The sequence below is a fragment of the Pseudoxanthomonas sp. 22568 genome (genome assembly GCF_052044485.1).
GTDB classification, from domain to species: Bacteria; Pseudomonadota; Gammaproteobacteria; order Xanthomonadales; family Xanthomonadaceae; genus Pseudoxanthomonas_A; species Pseudoxanthomonas_A beigongshangi.
This window is the reverse complement of sequence record NZ_JBQENC010000010.1, coordinates 119,773-136,961: the sequence shown is the minus strand read 5'-3', so window position 1 is coordinate 136,961 and position 17,189 is coordinate 119,773. Positions and strand designations below refer to the sequence as shown.

The window sequence follows — 17,189 nt, the reverse complement described above, 5'->3', positions numbered from 1 at the left end:
TCCCGTGGCCGTCCCGGTGATCCAGGTGGTGCGGGCATCCCCTTCGCGATGGACCTGAAGAGCGGTTATCCCTACTGGGCCATCAAGAATGGCCTGCTGTCTCCCTTTCCCGCGCTGGCCGGCGATCTCGCCTGCGAGGTCGCGGTCATCGGAGGCGGCATCACCGGCGCGCTGATCGCCGATCACCTGCAGGCGGCCGGGCATGAGGTCGCGGTCATCGAGCAGGGCGAAATCGGCTGGGGCAGCACCGCCGCCAGCACTGCCCTGCTCCAGTACGAAATCGACACCCCTCTGCTCGATCTCGCGAATCGGGTGGGCGCGCAAGACGCCGCTCTGGCCTATCTGGCCTGCGCGCAGGCGCTGGTTCAGCTGCGCGGCCTGGCCGCCGGGATCCGCGACGTCGGGTTCGCGTGGACGGACAGCCTGTACCTGGCGACCCGGCGGCGGGAGTGCGACGGATTGGCGCAGGAAGCCGCGGCCAGGCATCGGTTGGGCCTTCGGATCGACTATCTGGGTTCGGGTGCGCTGGCCGAACGGTTCGGGATATCGCGGCCCGGTGCACTGCTGAGCCATCAGGCCGCGCGTGTGGATCCCTACCGCATGGCCCATCGCCTGCTGCAGCGCCTGCAGGCACGCGGCGCCAGCGTCCACGGGCACACTCCGATCGTCGAGCTCCAGCCGCAGGCACGCTCGGTCCGGCTGCGGACCGGGCATGGCGGCTGGGTGCGTGCCCGCCACGCCATCCTCGCCACCGGCTATGCGGCACAGCAGTGGCTGCGCGAGCGCGTGGCGCGCAACCACAGCAGCTACGCCTTCGTCAGCGATCCGATCGCGCCCGAGGCCCTTGGCTTTCTCGAACACACCGTGCTGTGGGAAACCGCCCGTCCCTACCTGTACCTGCGCACGACGCCGGATCACCGGCTCATCGTCGGCGGCGAGGATGATCGCATCGACATCCCGGCGCGCCGGGATGCACGGGTGATGAAGAAGGCGCGCGCGCTCAGCCGCAAGCTGGGCAAACTGCTGCCGCATCTCCAATGCGCGCCCGCTTTCGCCTGGGCGGGCACCTTCGCCGAAACCGAGGACGGCCTGCCGTTTTTCGGCCCGCATCCGCAGTACGGCCCGCGCGTGCATTTCGCGATGGCCTACGGCGGAAACGGCATTACCTACAGCCGGATTGGCGCCGACCTGCTGCTGGCCGCCATCGAACGGCGTCGGCATCCGCTGGCGGAGTTGTTCTCCTTTGCCCGCCTCGCGCGATCCTGATCCGATTTCATCCGGCGACGACGCCACCGCGCGTAGGTTCGAACCTCCCATCCCGGAGCATTCCAATGCCACGTGGAGAGAAGAGCGCCTACAGCGATCGGCAGAAGCGCAAGGCCGAGCACATCGAGGAAAGCGAGCGCGAGCAGGGTCGTTCCGAAGAGGACGCCGAGCGTATCGCCTGGGCCACGGTCAACAAGCATGAAGGCGGGGGCGCGAAAAAGAAGAGCGCCCGCAAGACCACCAGGAAGGTCGCAAAGAAAACCACGCGGAAGGCGCCTCGCAAGGCCGCGAAGAAAGCCACGAAGAAGAAAGCCACAAAGAAGTCGGCGAAGAAGGCCACGAAGAAGGCTGCGAAGAAGACCGCACGCAAGGCGGCCGGGAAAACCACGAAAAAAGCGGCCAAGAAAGCACCTCGCAAGGGCACCAGGAAAGCGGCCCGGAAGGTGGCCAAGAAGGCGGCAAGGAAGTCCACCCGCAAGACGGCGAAGAAAACGGCACGCAAATCCGCGCGGAAAAGTCCCCGCAAGGCCGCGAAGAAAACCACCCGCCATTCGAATGGACATACCCGCGGGGATTGAATGCGTTCGCCCCGGGAACGGCAAGGAGCGTCCGTTCGCCGCATCGCGATACCGGCCTCTTCGCATTCCCGCAGGAAGCCGCGACCACCCGAACCTTCGTGGGGAACTATCGCTTCGCGGCTTCTCCGCCCGGCCACCAGCCGCGACCGGTCAGCGCGTAGCGGTCGGCGGCGCGTTCGAACGGATTGCGCACGCTGACCCCGCCGCACAGCAGGTAGATTGGCAGGAACAGTGGCCCCAGCACCATGTACTGGAACACATGCGCGCGTTCGTGGTCGCCCAGCCTGATCGGCGGATGTTCGCGGTGGCCGGCGCGCTGCTCGTAGGTGATGCAGGCGGAATCGAGGCTGTCGCCGGTATGCAGGATGGTGTTGCCGAAAGTGATCGCGCCACCCGGCCCCCACGGCCAGTGGTGGAACACCAGCGCGCAGTCACGCCGGCTCCAGCGCGCGCGCGCGCCGAACGCCAGTCCCAGGCTCCCCGCCAGCAGGCCGACCAGCGTGTTCGGCAAGGCCCAGAGCATGCCCAGCCCGCGCAACGCGGGCAGCCAGACGGGCGTTCGCGCCCGCTCGTTCAATCCGCCTCGTTGGGCATCAGCAGCCACAGGATGAGATAGACCAGGATGCCGGGGAACGCGGCCGAGGCGATCGAGACAATCACGAACACGGCGCGCAGCAGCGTGGCATTCCAGCCGAACCGGTGCGCGATGCCGCCCATCACGCCGGCGAGCATGCGGTCGTTCAGGGACCGGGCCAATGGCTTGGACGCGGTGTTCATGGTGATCGGCTCCCCACAGTCGTCGCGGCCAGTCTAGCGCTCAGCGCGGCGGCGCACCTGAACCACGCAGCGCCTTCAACCGTGCCAGGAACCAGGCGCTCGCGTCGGCCTCGGGCTGGCCGGGACACCGCACCCGGTAGGCGCGTCCGCTCATGCTGCTCTTGCTGGCGGCGCGCTCAATGAACTGTTCGGCGGTGTCGACCAGATCCCGCTTCAGCAGGTACTCGTACTTGCGCTGCAGGTGCGCGCGCGCGTCGGCCCGTCCATACCACTTGCCGTTGCGCTGGAACTCGCACGCGGAGTTGGACAGTCCATCCATCAACTGGGTGATCTCGCGCCGGGCCTGCTCGCCAGGCGCCGCCGACACGGTCATTGCCTGCGAGGCCAGGCCGATGCCGCACACGAATGAAAGAAGAATTCCCTTGCGCATGTTGGTGTCCCGCACTCAGTCCAGGCCGCGCAGCCTAAGCGACCGTCGGTTAACCGGCCGCAACCGCGGGCGGCATGCGGCCGCCAGCGGCCCCCGCCTCGTACTTACGTGCGCTGCGCCAGCCACTGGTGGATCGCGCCGGGCACCTCGCGCTGCGCGCGGCTGGAGACGTAGATGCCGATGTGGCCACCCTTGAAACTCAGTTCCGTATAGTCCTCGGTGCCGACCAGATCCCGCAGCGCGCGCGAGGCGTTCGGCGGCACCAGGTGATCCTGTTCGGCGTAGATGTTCAGTACCGGCATGTCGACGTCGCCCAGATGCACTTCCTCGCCATCGATATCGATGCCGCCATTGACGAAGCCGTTGCCCTGGTAGAACTGCTTGATGAACTGGCGGAACGCCTCGCCGGCCAGATCCGGTGAATCGAAGATCCACTTCTCCATCCGCAGGAAATCCTCCAGGCCCTTGCGATCGTCCAGTACGTCGACCAGGCCGACGTACTTCTGCAGGTTCAACCGGAACGGCTTCAGCATCAGGTAGCAGGCATTCATCATGTCGGCCGGCACGTTGCCGATCGCATCGACGAACAGATCCACGTCCATCTCGCGGGTCCAGTGCGAGAGCATGTTGTCCGGGGTGTGGAAATCCACCGGCGTGACCATGGTGATCAGATTGCGCACCCGCTCCGGATGCAACGCCGAATAGCACAGCGAGAACGCGCCGCCCTGGCAGATGCCCAGCACGTTGATTGCCGGGAGGCCGTGCTGCCGGCACAGGTGCTCCACCGCGCCGTCGATGAAGCGGTTGATGTAGTCGCCCAGTGTCAGGAAGCGGTCCGAACGATCCGGATAGCCCCAGTCCAGCACGTAGACGTCTTCGCCCAGCGCCAGCAATCCCTTCACCAGCGAGCGATCCTCCTGGAGATCGACCATGTAGGGACGGTTGACCAGCGCGTAGACGATCAGCAGCGGCACTTCCGCGGTGGGCGCCTTGGGACCGACGAACCGGTACAGCACCGCGCGGCCGTCACGCCAGGTTTCCTGGCGCGGGGTGGCGCCGTAGTCGACATCCTCCACCTGCGGCAGGGTCTTCAGCCCGGCGGCGAGCTTCTGCTGCGCCTGCAACGTTTCCTGCGCGAGTTCGTCGACGCTGATGTTCAGGGGACCGTTCACTTGCGTCCTCCCTGCCCGCGCTTGCCCTTGCCGCGTCCGGCGGTGGCGCCGCCGTCATGGGCGTTGCGCGCCACCCAGTCCTTCATCGACACCACTTCGCCGTCACCGCCACGCGCGGAACGGACCGGAGCCTTCTCCGCCGACTTTGCCGCCTTTGCGGTGCCGGACGGCTTCGCCGGTTTCGCTGGCTTCACCGCCTTGGCCGGCTTCGCGCCGGTGGCGCCACGGGAGATCTTCGCGGCCGTCGCGGTTGCCGCCCGCGGGGCGCTGGCAGGTTTCGCATCGCCACGCGGTTTCGCCGGACGCGTCGCGCGCGCGGCCGGAGCATCCTGTCCTCGGCGCCCTTCACCGCCGGCACGCGGTGCCTGCCGGCGCGCGGGCTGCGCGGCGTCGCGCGGATCCAGTGCGTCGTCCCGGCGGCTCATCCGGCGCAATTGGCGTTCGAGTTCGGCGATCTTGCGGTGCGCCGAATCCACCTCGGTGCGGCCGGGCATGCCCAGGGCCACGCAGATCTGCTCGATTTCCGTCTGCACGCCCAGGCGCAGACGCATCTGGGTGTTGGTGAGGTGGCCATAGACGTGGCGGAATTCCGGTGACAGCGCCACTTCCGCATAGGCCTGTTCGGCGGCGTCGATCCACAGGTCGAACAATGCACGCGCGCTGGTGATCTGCTGGCCGGGCTCGGCACGCGCATCGAGCAGCGATTCGAACCGTTCGAACGCCAGCCCCGCGACCTTCAGCATCACCCGCTCGTATTCGCCGAGGGCCTGCTGGTAGTCCTGCTGGGCCTGCGCCAGCGCCTGCCAGCGCTCCTGGTGTTCACGCGCGGGGCCGAACGCGGGCAGATGCAGCCAGCGCTCGTTCTCGCGGCGCAGGTTGTCCATGTACGGCGAAACCTGCCGGTACCAGTGTTCGAACCCGCCCGCCCCGCCGCCCTGCAGGCCACGGAAGAAATCCATCCATGGCCCCTGCCCGGCATCCATGCCCAACGCCTGCTTCCAGGCCGCGGTCACGTCGCCGGCACCGGCGTTCTGGCCCGCGAACCGCGCGGCCACCTGCTGCATGAGCCCGTACCAGTCGCCGCTCTGCTGGCGGAACCGGTGCAAGGCATCCTCGGCCGGACCTCGGCCGCCGGGCATCAGCCGGCTCCACCAGTCCAGCGCCTGCGTCCAGGCGGGCGCCGGTGCCGGCGCGGCCGCGCCGGAAGCCTGTCGCAGGGCGTCGCCCCACAGATTCCAGAACTGGCGGGCCATCGCTTCGAAGTCGCCCGCGCCCGGTGGTGCATGCTCGGCCATAAATCCTCCTGTGCCCCGATTCTAGCCGCGCGCGGCGACGCGCGGGTGACGGTCAGGGCTTGGGGATGCGCAGGGTCTTGCTGATCATCAGCGTGCCGGACACGGCATACAGCAGCACCAGCGGGTGCAGCAGCCACGGCCCCAACCGCCAGCCGCCGAGCCACAGCGCCTCGCCGATGTGGCCCAGATAGGCCGCCACCGCCAGCACCACCACCAGCACCAGGCTGGTCGGAATCGGCGTGCCTTCGAAGTACTTCACCTTGTCGTCGTCACCCGCCAGCGACTCGGCGGTGACGTTGTAGCGCGCCAGCCGGCTGACGCCGCAGGCGACGAAATACGACAGCACCAGCCAGTCCCAGCCGCCCTGCATGCCGCAGGCGTAAGCGAGCGCGGCCGGGGCGACGCCGAAGGAAATCACGTCGGCCAGCGAATCCAGTTCGCGCCCCAGCACCGACGCCTGCTTGCGCCAGCGCGCCACCCGGCCGTCCAGGGCATCGAAAATGAAAGCCAGGGGAATCAGCGCCATGCCGATCATCAGATCGCGGATCACCCCGTCCTGGAGGAAGCGCATCGCCGCGAAGATCGCACCGGTGCCGCAGAACGCGTTGCCCAGCGTGAACCAGTCCGCAAGCTGGAAATCGCGAAGCATCGAAAAATGGCGGGACACGGAAACACCCGGAAATGGCCAGCCGACAGGTTAGCCCAATCGCGCTGGAGACGGTGTCCTGGCCATCGTCGCGCCCCGCCGGAACCGGGCGGAGTCGCGGACGCCCGATATCAGGGCGACGACGGCAGCGTCAATTGCGCGGCGTCGAGCCGGCCGGCACCGCGGCCACGAGCCCCGATGACCCGGTCCATGGGTGCGCCCGCCCGCCCGTCCAACCGCGCCGACACCTGGTCCAGCGCGGCATACACGTGCGGCAGCAGCGGCGCATAGCGGGCCGCATACGCCGGCAGTGCCAGGAACCCGTCGAAATGCTGTGCGTTGCTGACCTGCCAGTACGCCACCTCGCGGCCGGCCGCCTTCGCCTGCGCCACGTAGGGCGCGCTGCTGAAGGCTGGCGGTACCAGGCCGTCGTCGCTGCCGTGCACCACGATCACCGGCAGTCCCGCGCNCGCAGTTCGGCGATACCGCGCTGCACGCGCCGTGCCGCCTCGTCCTGGCCGTCGTTGAGCGCGCGCAGGCATTGCAGGCCCGGCAGGGTGAAATCGGGCGCGGCCAGGCGGGTGTCGACGATGCCTACGCCGGCACCCGGTGGAATCCCGCTGCCGTCGGACCACCACGCCGCGCGCTCGCTGGCGGTGGCGGCGCGCGCGCTGAAATCGGGATTCAACGCCGCGAAGGAGAATCCGCAGGGATGCGCGCCGACGCCATGGCGCCCATAGGCGGAGGCGTAGGTGACCGCGATTGCGCGCCATAGATCGAAACCCACGCTCAGCGCGCCGGCGGTCAGTGCGGCGTCGGTCCAGCCGTGTTCGCGCAGCTTCGCGTGGGCCGAGCGCGCCTGCGCGGCCACGTCGGCGCCTTCGATCAGGCCGGCCGCCTTCAGCGAGGCGCAGCGCGCCTGCCACAGCGGTTCGGCCTGCGCGCGCAGCGGCGGTTGCGGCAGGCTGTCCGCCGGCAGCGCGAGCAATGCGCACGGCATCAGCAGCGCCGCTTCGGTGGTGTAGTCGTACAGCGAACGTGCGCCGGGACCGTCCGTGTGGATGTTGGGCTCGCCGGCCACCACCGCGTCCAGCCAGTCGCCGTCCAGTTCGGCGGCGCGCAGCACCGCACCGCCGCCATTGGAGATGCCGACCGCGATCACCCGGGTATTGTCGAAACGGAACGGCGCGGCCTGCGGAAACGCGCGATCCAGCGCGGCCAGGGCGAAGTCCGCGGCCTGCTTCACATGCCGCCCCCAATCGGCCTCGGGATTGTCCTGCGAATGGGCGTGCTTGACCGCCACGCCGGTGGCGCCGACCGGGGCATCGGGGACGAACGCCAGCGGTTCGCCCAGCGCGCCGCCGCTGCCGTCCTCGCGCATGCCGCTCTGCGTGTCCAGATCGAAATAGTCGGTACCGGCGCCCTTGTCGGTGTAGGCGACCGCGCAGCCCTTCGGCAGGCCCCAGGCGCCGGCCACCGCGATGGCGCCGTAGACGCCGCGCGAACCCGACGAGGCGGTGACCACCACGCAGCGCCGCTTCAGATCGAAACCATCGGGCACCTGCACCAGTACGCGATGCGGCTGCTTCGCGCCGGGCAGTGTCGCCAACGCGCTGTACTCGCGTCCGGGCACCGCGGCGGTGCTGCCGTAGACCTCGCCGTAACCGCCGGTGGCGGACAGATCGGCGATGCCGCGCCAGTTGTTCCAGAGTGCGCGCCGGCGCAGTTCCGCCGGGGTCGGATGGGCGGCGTCGGCGAAGGCCGGCGGGGTCATCGCCTGCAGGCCGGCCAGGCCCAGGCCGGCGGTCAGCAGATCGTCGCTGCCGCGGTGCTCGGTGACGCGCTGCGGTTCGATCACGGTCTCGTGGGTCATGGTTCGGGTCGGGGAACTGCCGCAGGCGGCCAGCGCCAGGGTCAGGGCGGCGGCCAGAGCGATACGCGCCATCGGGAGAATTCCAGGTCCGGGTGATGCGACCAAACTAGTCGTCGCGGTGCGGCCCGTCATCGTACTTTGGTACCACGGGGACCGCCGCCATCGGCTGCTAACCTAGCACTTTCAGGAGGTTCCCCCATGCAGACCCTTTCAATCCTCGTCACCGGCGCGGCCAGCGGCATCGGCGCCGGCGTCGCCAGCCGGCTGGCCGAAGCCGGCCACCACCTCATCATCAGCGATCTGGACCCGGCCGCCGCCGAGACCGTCGCCGCCGGCATCCGCGCCGCCGGCGGTTCGGCCGAGTCGGTGGCGCTGGACGTGACCTCCGACGACAGCGTCGCCGCCGCACTGGCCGCGATCTCCCGGCCGGTCGATGTGCTGGTCAACAACGCGGGCCTGCAGCATGTCTCGCCGCTGGAGGAATTTCCGCTGGGCAAATGGGATTTCCTGATCCAGGTGATGCTGGTCGGCGTGGCGCGGCTGACCCGCGCGGTCCTGCCGGGCATGCGCCAGCGCGGATTCGGCCGCATCGTCAACATCGGCAGCATCCACGCGCTGGTCGCCAGCCCGTACAAGAGCGCCTACGTCGCCGCCAAGCACGGCCTGGTCGGCTTCTCCAAGGTAGTCGCGCTGGAAACCGCCGACACCGACATCACCATCAACACGGTCTGCCCCAGCTACGTGAAGACCCCGCTGGTGGACAAGCAGATCGCCGACCAGGCGCGCACGCGCGGCATTCCGGAAGCCGAAGTGGTCAGCCAGATCATGCTCAAGCCGATGCCCAAGGGCGTGTTCATCGAAATGGACGAACTGGCCGGCATCACCGCCTTCCTGTGCTCCCCCGCCGCCCGCAACATGACCGGCCAGACCCTGGTCGTGGACGGCGGCTGGACGGTGCAGTGAGAACCGGGATTCGGGAGTCGGGATTGGGGAATCGAAAGAGCGAAGAGCTCCGTTCGCCTTGTTTCCGCGCTCGTGGCCAAACGCTTCTACGATTCCCGATTCTCCATTCCCGAATCCCGGCCTCAACCCCATGCCTACCCTGCTGATCGCCGACGACCATCCGCTGTTCCGGGCCGCGCTGCGCGGCGCGGCGGCCGATGCCGTGGCGCGGATGTCGGTGCTGGAGGCCGAATCGCTGGACGGCGTGCTGGCGGCGCTGGACGCGCACGACGACGTGGATCTGGTGTTGCTCGATCTGCACATGCCCGGCAACCACGGGCTGGCCGGACTGGCGGCGATCCGCGCGCAGTTTCCCGCCGTCGCGGTGATCGTGGTGTCGGCCAACGATGACCCACGGGTGGTCCGGCGCGCGCTGGACCACGGCGCCGCCGGCTACCTGCCCAAGAGCGCGGGGCTGGAGGAACTGCGCGATGCCATCCGCAGCGTGCTTGCCTGCGAGCAATGGCTGCCGCCTGCGCTGCGCGCCACCGTCGCACGCGCGCAGTCCTCGCGCCACGACGCCGAACTGGCCGCGCGCCTGGCCAGCCTGTCGCCGCAGCAGTTCCGGGTGCTGACGCTGGTGGCCGAAGGCCTGTTGAACAAGCAGATCGCCGATCGCCTGGACGTGCAGGAGCGGACGGTCAAGGCGCACCTGTCGGCGATCTTCGATCGCCTGGGCGTGCGCAACCGCACCCAGGCGAGCGTGATCCTGCGTGAACTGGAACTCAGCGACCCCGCCCGCCAACTCGAGGCGTGAGACGATGATGGCGTGCCAGCCCCGGATGCACGCATGAACGCCGCTTCCGCACCACGCGCCGCCACGATCGACGATGCCACCGAGATTGCCCGCCTGTCGGGGCAGCTGGGCTATCCCGTCGATGCACCCGTGATGATGGAACGGTTGCGGTGCTTGCTGCCGCGCCAGGATCACTTTATCCGGGTGGTCGCTGACGGGCCTGGCCTGCTTGGCTGGATCGTCGCCGAACGGCGCCTGTCGCTGGAGGCCGGCGACAGCTTCGAAATCACGGGGCTGGTGGTGGATCGTGATGCCCATCGTGGCGGCGTCGGCTCGGCACTGGTCGCCGTGGTCGCGGACTGGGTCCGCCAGCAGGGCGGAGCGCGACTGGTCGTGCGCTCCAACGTGGTCCGCGCGGAGTCGCATCCATTCTACGAACGCCAGGGGTTCATCCGCATCAAGAGCCAGCACGTCTATCGACGGGATCTCCAGGCACCGTAGGCTTTGGGGCCGGGATTGGGGATTGGGGATTGGGGATTGCGTCGCCGGAGTCGGGATTCGGTTCAGTCGGAGATCCCTTCTTCCACGTTGGTAGCAACACCTGCCTCGGCATTCCCGCGAACGCTGGAATCCATTGGGTGCGATCCGGTGTCACGCCCCGGTCCCGGCCTGGTCATTTTTTCGCCATCCATCTTGACAGGTCCGTGGCGCAAGGGCCGCGCGGGCTTATCCACATGTTTGTCCGCGAACCATCCACATGCGCTGTGGAAAACCTGAAACATTCGTTTCACGGACGTGAAACGCAATGGTCATTTTTTCGCCAACCTGCTTGACAGCCTTGCCGCGCAAGGCCGGCCGGCGCTTATCCACATGTTTCTCCGGAATCGGTCCACACCGGATGTGGACAACCTCGCCGCATCTTTCCGCGTAATGCGGATGACGCGCCGGCGCGTGGTCAGATGCGCGAGTACTGCCAGGACACCATGCGGCCCCCGCGATACGGCATCACCCCGTGGAACCCGCGCGGATCCGCGTCGAACACCAGCGGCAGGAAATGGCGGTCGCCGTCCCACAGCGGCAGATCCAGGATCCGCTCCACCGGCACCCATTCCAGCGCGCCTTCCGGATTGCGCTCGTGCGGCGTCCCCGAATACGCGGTGATCAGGAACACGAAGCCCAGCCAGTCCTCGCCCTGCTTGCCGAAGCCCGGCCAGCTGATGGTGCCGCGCAGCGCCAGCTCATCGCATTCGATGCCGGCCTCCTCGCGGATCTCGCGGCGCATGCCGGCGACCACATCCTCGTCCGGCTCGATCTTGCCGCCCAGACCGTTGTACTTGCCCAGATGCTGATCGTCGGGCCGCGCATTGCGATGGATGAGCAATACCTGCGAGCGATCCGGCGACAGGACATAACCGAGCGTGGCGACGATGGGGGTATACGGCATGGCGGGAGGTGGGTCGGAAAACCGCCATTCTAGCCGCGCGCGCCGTCCCGCTCCCGGTCAAGCGGAGAAACAAGGCTCACGACACGCCGGCCACGCTGCCCGCACGCGCCGCCAGCAGGCGGTCCAGCACCGACTTCAGCGCCAGCGGGCGCACCGGTTTCGCCAGCAGCGACAGGTCCGCTTCGCGCACCGCGCGGCGGACGGCGTCGGTCTGGTCTGCGGACAGGATCAGGCAGGGACTCGCCTCGAAGCGTGCCGACAAGCGCCGCCATAGCGCCACGCCGGTGTCGCCTGCGTCCAGGTGGAAGTCGAACAGCCACGCATCAGCCGGCGCACGCGCCAGTTGCGCCTCCGCAGCCGAACCATCGGCGGCACAGGCGACCTCGCAGCCCCATCCCAGCAGGGTCTGGCGGAGCGCGTCGAGCGCGGCCGGATCATTGTCCACCGCCAGCACGCGCAGGCCGGCCAGACGGGCGCGCGACGCGCCCGTCGAAACCTGCACCGTGGCCGGCGTCGCGACCATGGGCAGATCGACGGTGAATGCGGACCCGCGTCCCGGCCGACTGCGCAAGCCCAGCGGCGCTTCCAGCAGGCCGGCAATGCGATCGGCGATGGACAGGCCCAGCCCGAGTCCCTGCCCGACCGCTTCCTCGCCACGCCGGAATTCGTCGAAGATCAATCGCCGCTCCGGCTCGCGGATGCCGGGACCGGTATCGAGCACCTCGATCCGCAAGCGTCCGCGCGCGCCGCGGCGCACGCCCAGCAGCACGCCGCCCTGGGCGGTATAGCGGATGGCGTTGGCAAGGAAATTCTGCAGGATCCGCCGCAGCAACTGCGGATCGCTGTGCACCCAGAGGCGCGTTGGCCGGTAACGGAAACGCAGGCCGTGTTCCGCGGCCAGCACGCCGAATTCCGACGCCAGCGGTTCCAGTACCTCGGACAACGGAAAATCGCGCGGCTCCGGCACCAGGCCGCCGGCTTCCAGCCGCGACATGTCGAGCAGGCCGGTCAGCAGATCGGTGGTGGAATCCAGTGCGCCGCGGATCTGCCGCGCCGACTGGCGCGCGCCGTCGTCGGGCAACTGCTGCGCGAGCGCGTCGGTGAACAGGTGGGCGGCATGCAGCGGTTGCAGCAGGTCGTGGCCGATCGCGGTGAGGAATCGGCTCTTGGCGTCGTTGGCGTGCTCGGCTTCGCGCTTGGCGGTTTCCAGCAGCGCGGTGCGCTCGGCCACGCGCTGTTCCAGGGTCTCGTTGGCGCGCTTGAGATCGCGTTCGGCGTGGCGCGAGGCGGTGACGTCGGTGTAGGTGGCGACGAAGCCGCCGCCGGGCATCGGATTGCCTCGGATTTCGACGATGCTGCCATCGGGGAACACCCGCTCGGTCAGGTGCGGCGTGCCGGCGCGCATGAACGCGATGCGCCGCTGCAGCGCGCGTTCGTCCTGGCCTCGGTGCGGCATGCGTTGCAACGCCCAGCGGGTCAGGTCGGCGATCGGCCGGCCGACCTGCAGCAGCTCTTGCGGGAATCCGAACATCTGCTCGTAGCGGCGGTTCCACGCCACCAGCCGCTGCTCGCGATCGACCACGCTGATGCCCTGGCTCATGTTGTGCAACGCGGCCTCCAGCACCTGCTGGTTGAAGCGCAGATCCTGCGAGGCCTCGCCGACGATGGCCGCGACGGTATCCAGATCCCGGCTCTCGCGCCGCGCCGCGTCCAGCAGCAGGCGCGCCGACGCAGAACCCAGCACCGCCGACAGTTCGCGTTCCAGCCGCGCCTCCATCGCCGCCGGCACCGGTCCGTTGCGTGGCGCGCCCGCCAGCAGTTCCTCCACCCGCTCGCGCGGGAGGAAACGCCGCCCGGCTTCGCCCAGGGTCTGCCGATCCAGGTTGCGCTGCCGCTGGTGCGGCGCCTCCCGACGCCACGCCATCGCCAGCAGGGTGGCGACCGTGCCGACGAACAGGCTCACGCCCACCGCGCGTCCCAGCGGACTCCAGCCGGTCAGGCCGAACATGCCTTGCGGCGACAGCCAGGCTTGCCCGAACGGCCCTTCCCGCAGCCACTCGGGTGCGCTGCCGGACGCCAACAGTAGGGTCGGCAGCAACAGCACCCAGGCCCAGGCCAGGAAACCGGCGACCACGCCGGCGATCGCCGCGCGCGGCGGCGTCTGCGGGCGCCACACCGCGAACGCCAGCACCGGCGCCAGCGTGGCCAGCGCCGAGAACGACACCGCGCCGACGTCGGCCAGTGCGTCGCTGCCGGTTACCAGCCGGCTGTAGGCCCACGACAGCAGCATGATCACGGCGATGCCGGTGCGGCGCAGGGCGAGCAGTGCACCGCGCTGGTCGCCACCGTCGCGGCGCGACCAGGCGCCGCGCAACAGGCCGGGCGCGAACCAGTGGTTGCCGATCATCAGGCTGAGGGTCAGCGTGCTGACGACCACCATGCCGGTGGCCGCGCTCAGTCCACCGAGGAAGGCGAACAGCGCCAGTCCCTCGTGGCCCTGCGAGAACGGCAGCGCCAGCGCGTACATATCCGACGGTACCGCGCCACCCAGCAGCGCCATGCCGGCCTGCGCCAGCGGCAGTCCGGGCAGCGCGATCAGCACCAGGTACAGCGGAAACAGCCAGCGCGCGGTGCGCACGTGTCGCTCGTCGCGGCATTCGACCACCGCCACGTGGAACTGGTGCGGCAGGATGAACATCGCCAGCGCGCCCAGCAATACGAACGGCGCGAACCCGCCGGATGGCTGCGGCGGCAGCGGCGCAGGCGGCAGCTCCGGCCATTCGCGCAGGCCGAACCAGACGAAGGCGCCGAGCGCCAGCATCGCCGCCAGCTTGAAGATCGACTCGAACGCCATCGCCAGCACCAGCCCGCGATTGTGCTCGGCCGCGCTGGCCCGGCGGGTGCCGAACAGCATCGCGAACAGCGCCATTGCGAGCGCCACGTACAGACCACTGTCGCGCCAGAACGGCAACGCCTGGCCCGCCTCGCCGGCCTCCAGGGTGAGCGTGGCGAAACTCATCGCCACCGCCTTCAATTGCAGCGCGATGTAGGGAATCAGGCCCAGCGCGGCGACCAGGGTGACCGTGCCCGCCAGCCAGGCATCGCGGCCCAGCCGGGTGGCGATCAGATCCGCCAGCGAGGTCGCGTTGGTCTCGCGCGCCAGCCGCACCAGCCGCATCAGGAACGCGACCGCCAGCGCATAGAACAGGATGGCGCCGAGGAAGGTCGGCGGCAGCGGCCAGCCATAACGGGCGGCCTGGGTGACGGTGCCGTAGAAGGTCCACGAGGTGCAGTGCACCGCCAGCGACAGCGCGTAGACATGTTGCCAGTGGCGGGCGAATACGGCGGGACGCCGCTCGCCGTACAGCGCGGTGCCGAACATCAGCGCCAGCCAGGCCAGTCCGGCCAGCGCGACCACCCACAGGCTCAGCATGTGACGACCCGGGCGGTCGGCGGTCCGTCGATGGCTCCGCCGCGATGCGCGCCGGCATCGAAGCCGATCCCGGAAAACACTCGACGCGGCGGAGTACATGCTGGCATCGGCGGAGCATAACGCAGCGGCGGCAGNCCTGCCGCCGCCGTTTTCCCATCGTTTGCCGCCATCGACCTCAGAAGTCGTAGCGCGCGGTCAGCGTGTACTGGCGCGGCGGACCATAGAAGCCGGTCAGCACGCCGTAGGCGCCGATGTTGTAGCCGGTGGTGCGGTATTCCTTGTCCGCCAGGTTGCTGCCTTGCAGCGAGAACGACCAGGCGTCGTTGACCTTCCAGATCACGCCCGCGTTGAGCAGGCCGTAGCCGTCCTGCCTGATCAACGGGCTCAGATCGGTGGTCGGCCACACCTCGCTCTGGTAGGCATAGCCCACCCGCGCGGACAGGTTGCCGCCATTGGCCAGATCGGTGCGGTATTCCACGTTCAGCGCACCGGAGAATTCCGGGGCGTTGGTGAACTTCTGCTGGTCGGCGACGTTGACGCCGCGATCCATGTACTCGTCGTACTTGGCGTCCAGCCAGGCGAGGTTGCCGCTGATCAGCCAGTTGACCGTCGGCAGCCACTGGTACTCCACTTCCAGGCCCTGCACCGTGCCCTTGCCGGCGTTGGTGAAGTCGCCGAAGAAGCTCTGCGCGCCGTTCGGCAACGTGTACGAGGTGAACACCGACAGCTGGATGTCCTCGTACTTGTTGTAGAAGTAGGCCAGGTTGAGGAACATGCGCTGATCCAGCAACGACATCTTGCTGCCGATCTCGAAGCTGTCGACCTTCTCGTCGTCGAACGGCTCACCCGAACGCGGCACCGCGGTGGTGTTGGCGCGGATGTTGTAGCCGCCGGACTTGAATCCGCGCGAGGCCAGGCCGTAGATCATGACGTCGGGCGTGATCTGGTAATCCAGCGAGACCTTGGGCGAGAAGTTCTTGAAATTGACCGTCTTGTCGAAGTTCGCCGCCGTGCCCCATGCCGTGCCGTAGTCCAGCCCGGTGTAGAAGCGATTCAGCGCGATCGCGTGCTTGTCCTCGTCGGTGTAGCGCGCGCCCACGTCCAGCTTGAGCCTGTCGGTCAGGTCGAAGGTCCAGTCCGCGTACACCGCGATGCTCTGGGTATTGACCACGCCCTGGGTATCGCCGAACAGCGGGTTGGTCAGCGCGTTCGGCAGGGCCGGGTTCCAGAAGTGGTTGAGCACCTGGCCGCCGGCGTCGCCGTCGAAAGCATAGATGCCCATCACGCCGCGCGCGCGGCCGCCGCCGTCGTAATTGGCCTGCACTTCGTGGCTCACCTGGCTGTCGTTGTAGAACGCGCGCACGTCCACCAGCGTCAGCGGCGTGGTGTCGAAGTCGATGTTGGTCTCGGTGTCGGACTCGCGCTTGGCCACGACGTACTTCAACGCCCAGTCCTCGTTGACCCGCCAGTTGAAGGTGGCCGAGGCGCCCTTCATGGTGGTGTCGTTGACGTTGCGCATCGCGCTGCGGATGTCGTAGCGATCCGAAGTCGGCGGATACGCCGGTGCCAGCGGATTGGCCGCCAGCATCTTGGCGCCACGCACGCCCGACTGGTCGTCCATCCAGTCGAACGCGAACTGCACGTCGAAGTTGTCGCCCGCATAGGCGCCCAGCTGCAGGCGCGCGGCATTGATTTCCTTGTCGCTGACATCCTGGCGGGTATGGGTGTTCTCGCCGAAACCATCGCGGTTCATGCTGGCCACCGCCACCCGTCCGCGCAGCCCGCTGTCGGCCCCGCCGAGGGAGCCGCCGATGGCGGCCTTGGCGTCGAGCTGGTTGTAGTTGCCGACGGTGATCGAGGCGAAGCCCTGGGTCTCGGTCGGCAGGCCGCGCGAGACGTACTTGATGGCGCCGCCGATGGTGTTCTTGCCGTACAGGGTGCCCTGCGGACCGCGCAGCACCTCGATGCGCTCGACATCGAACACGTCCAGCAGGGCGCCCTGCGGACGGGCGATGTAGACGTCGTCCAGATAGATGCCCACGCCCGGATCCACACCCCACAGGGGATCGGCCTGGCCGATGCCGCGGATATAGGCGGTGACCGTGCTGGTCGAACCGCGAGCCGCGTAGATGGTCAGGTTGGGCACCTGCGCGTCCAGATCGCCGATGTCGCGGACATTCATCTTGTCCAGGCTCTCGGAAGTGAACGCGGTGACCGCCACCGGCACGTCCTGCAGGGTTTCCTCGCGCTTGCGCGCGGTCACCGTGACCGAATCCAGGGTGGTCGCCCGGCTGGCCGCCTGGCCGCTGTCTGTCCCCGTGTCCTGCGCGAACGCGCAGGGTGCCGACGCCAGCAACACGGTGCCGATCGCCAGGCTCAAATGCTTCCGCTTCATGGATATCCCCTCCTCCCGGGAATGCGTGCGGCGGACGGTTGTCGCCGATGCTGGAGAAGGCTAGAGGCGGACCGGACGGACCGGCATCGTACCTTCGTACAGTGGGCCGCCGCCGGGGCGCTGTCGATACTCCCGCCATCTG

14 protein-coding genes and 1 pseudogene are annotated in these 17,189 nt (G+C 68.6%); 5 read left to right on the top strand and 10 right to left on the bottom strand.

Annotated features, from left to right (window positions below; translation table 11 throughout):
• The first annotated feature begins 48 nt into the window (after nt 1–48).
• Nucleotides 49–1,266, top strand: a complete 1,218-nt coding sequence (locus ACTJI2_RS14035; protein ID WP_440842516.1) for an NAD(P)/FAD-dependent oxidoreductase — start codon at nt 49–51, stop codon at nt 1,264–1,266.
• A gap of 65 nt (nt 1,267–1,331) precedes the next feature.
• Complete coding sequence (locus ACTJI2_RS14030; RefSeq protein WP_440842515.1) at nt 1,332–1,844, top strand: HupB; 513 nt, start codon at nt 1,332–1,334, stop codon at nt 1,842–1,844.
• A 106-nt stretch (nt 1,845–1,950) separates the two neighbouring features.
• On the opposite strand, the gene ACTJI2_RS14025 is transcribed toward ACTJI2_RS14030, so the two are convergent.
• The 7 genes and pseudogenes from ACTJI2_RS14025 to ACTJI2_RS13995 form a co-directional block, all read right to left on the bottom strand.
• Entirely contained in the window at nt 1,951–2,367 is a 417-nt protein-coding gene (locus ACTJI2_RS14025; RefSeq protein ID WP_440842534.1) for a hypothetical protein, read from the bottom strand.
• Between the two features lie 50 nt (nt 2,368–2,417).
• A complete protein-coding gene (locus tag ACTJI2_RS14020; protein WP_141453235.1) occupies nt 2,418–2,621 on the bottom strand; it encodes a PspC domain-containing protein in 204 nt (67 codons plus the stop codon).
• Between the two features lie 40 nt (nt 2,622–2,661).
• A complete protein-coding gene (locus tag ACTJI2_RS14015; RefSeq protein ID WP_440842514.1) occupies nt 2,662–3,051 on the bottom strand; it encodes a DUF5329 domain-containing protein in 390 nt (129 codons plus the stop codon).
• Nucleotides 3,052–3,155: 104 nt separating this feature from the next.
• Nucleotides 3,156–4,223, bottom strand: coding sequence for a class III poly(R)-hydroxyalkanoic acid synthase subunit PhaC (locus ACTJI2_RS14010; protein ID WP_440842513.1), 1,068 nt, complete (start codon nt 4,221–4,223; stop codon nt 3,156–3,158).
• Complete coding sequence (gene phaE, locus ACTJI2_RS14005; protein WP_440842512.1) at nt 4,220–5,518, bottom strand: class III poly(R)-hydroxyalkanoic acid synthase subunit PhaE; 1,299 nt, start codon at nt 5,516–5,518, stop codon at nt 4,220–4,222. Before phaE ends, ACTJI2_RS14010 begins: the two co-directional genes overlap by 4 nt.
• Nucleotides 5,519–5,570: 52 nt before the next feature.
• Nucleotides 5,571–6,167 (bottom strand): CDP-alcohol phosphatidyltransferase family protein, encoded by a 597-nt coding sequence (locus tag ACTJI2_RS14000; RefSeq protein ID WP_440842533.1) that lies wholly within the window; start codon nt 6,165–6,167, stop codon nt 5,571–5,573.
• Between the two features lie 128 nt (nt 6,168–6,295).
• Nucleotides 6,296–8,037, bottom strand: a pseudogene (locus ACTJI2_RS13995) (3-hydroxybutyrate oligomer hydrolase family protein).
• Nucleotides 8,038–8,235: 198 nt separating this feature from the next.
• Here ACTJI2_RS13995 and ACTJI2_RS13990 point away from each other — a divergent pair.
• From ACTJI2_RS13990 to ACTJI2_RS13980, 3 genes are all read left to right on the top strand, one after another.
• Entirely contained in the window at nt 8,236–9,000 is a 765-nt protein-coding gene (locus tag ACTJI2_RS13990; RefSeq protein ID WP_183642283.1) for a 3-hydroxybutyrate dehydrogenase, read from the top strand.
• A 130-nt stretch (nt 9,001–9,130) separates the two neighbouring features.
• The gene (locus ACTJI2_RS13985; protein WP_183642286.1) at nt 9,131–9,796 is read left to right on the top strand and encodes a response regulator transcription factor; all 666 of its coding nucleotides are present in this window, start codon (nt 9,131–9,133) and stop codon (nt 9,794–9,796) included.
• Nucleotides 9,797–9,829: 33 nt separating this feature from the next.
• Complete coding sequence (locus ACTJI2_RS13980) at nt 9,830–10,276, top strand: GNAT family N-acetyltransferase (protein WP_183642289.1); 447 nt, start codon at nt 9,830–9,832, stop codon at nt 10,274–10,276.
• 454 nt (nt 10,277–10,730) lie between these two features.
• Here the strand turns inward: ACTJI2_RS13980 and ACTJI2_RS13975 are convergent, their stop codons facing one another.
• The 3 genes from ACTJI2_RS13975 to ACTJI2_RS13965 form a co-directional block, all read right to left on the bottom strand.
• Complete coding sequence (locus ACTJI2_RS13975) at nt 10,731–11,219, bottom strand: NUDIX hydrolase (protein WP_318288847.1); 489 nt, start codon at nt 11,217–11,219, stop codon at nt 10,731–10,733.
• Nucleotides 11,220–11,295: 76 nt separating this feature from the next.
• Nucleotides 11,296–14,652 carry a hybrid sensor histidine kinase/response regulator gene (locus ACTJI2_RS13970; RefSeq protein WP_440842511.1) on the bottom strand — a complete coding sequence of 1,119 codons (3,357 nt, stop codon included), beginning with the start codon at nt 14,650–14,652 and terminating at the stop codon, nt 11,296–11,298.
• A 175-nt stretch (nt 14,653–14,827) separates the two neighbouring features.
• The gene (locus ACTJI2_RS13965; protein WP_440842510.1) at nt 14,828–17,047 is read right to left on the bottom strand and encodes a TonB-dependent receptor; all 2,220 of its coding nucleotides are present in this window, start codon (nt 17,045–17,047) and stop codon (nt 14,828–14,830) included.
• Between the last annotated feature and the right edge of the window lie 142 nt (nt 17,048–17,189).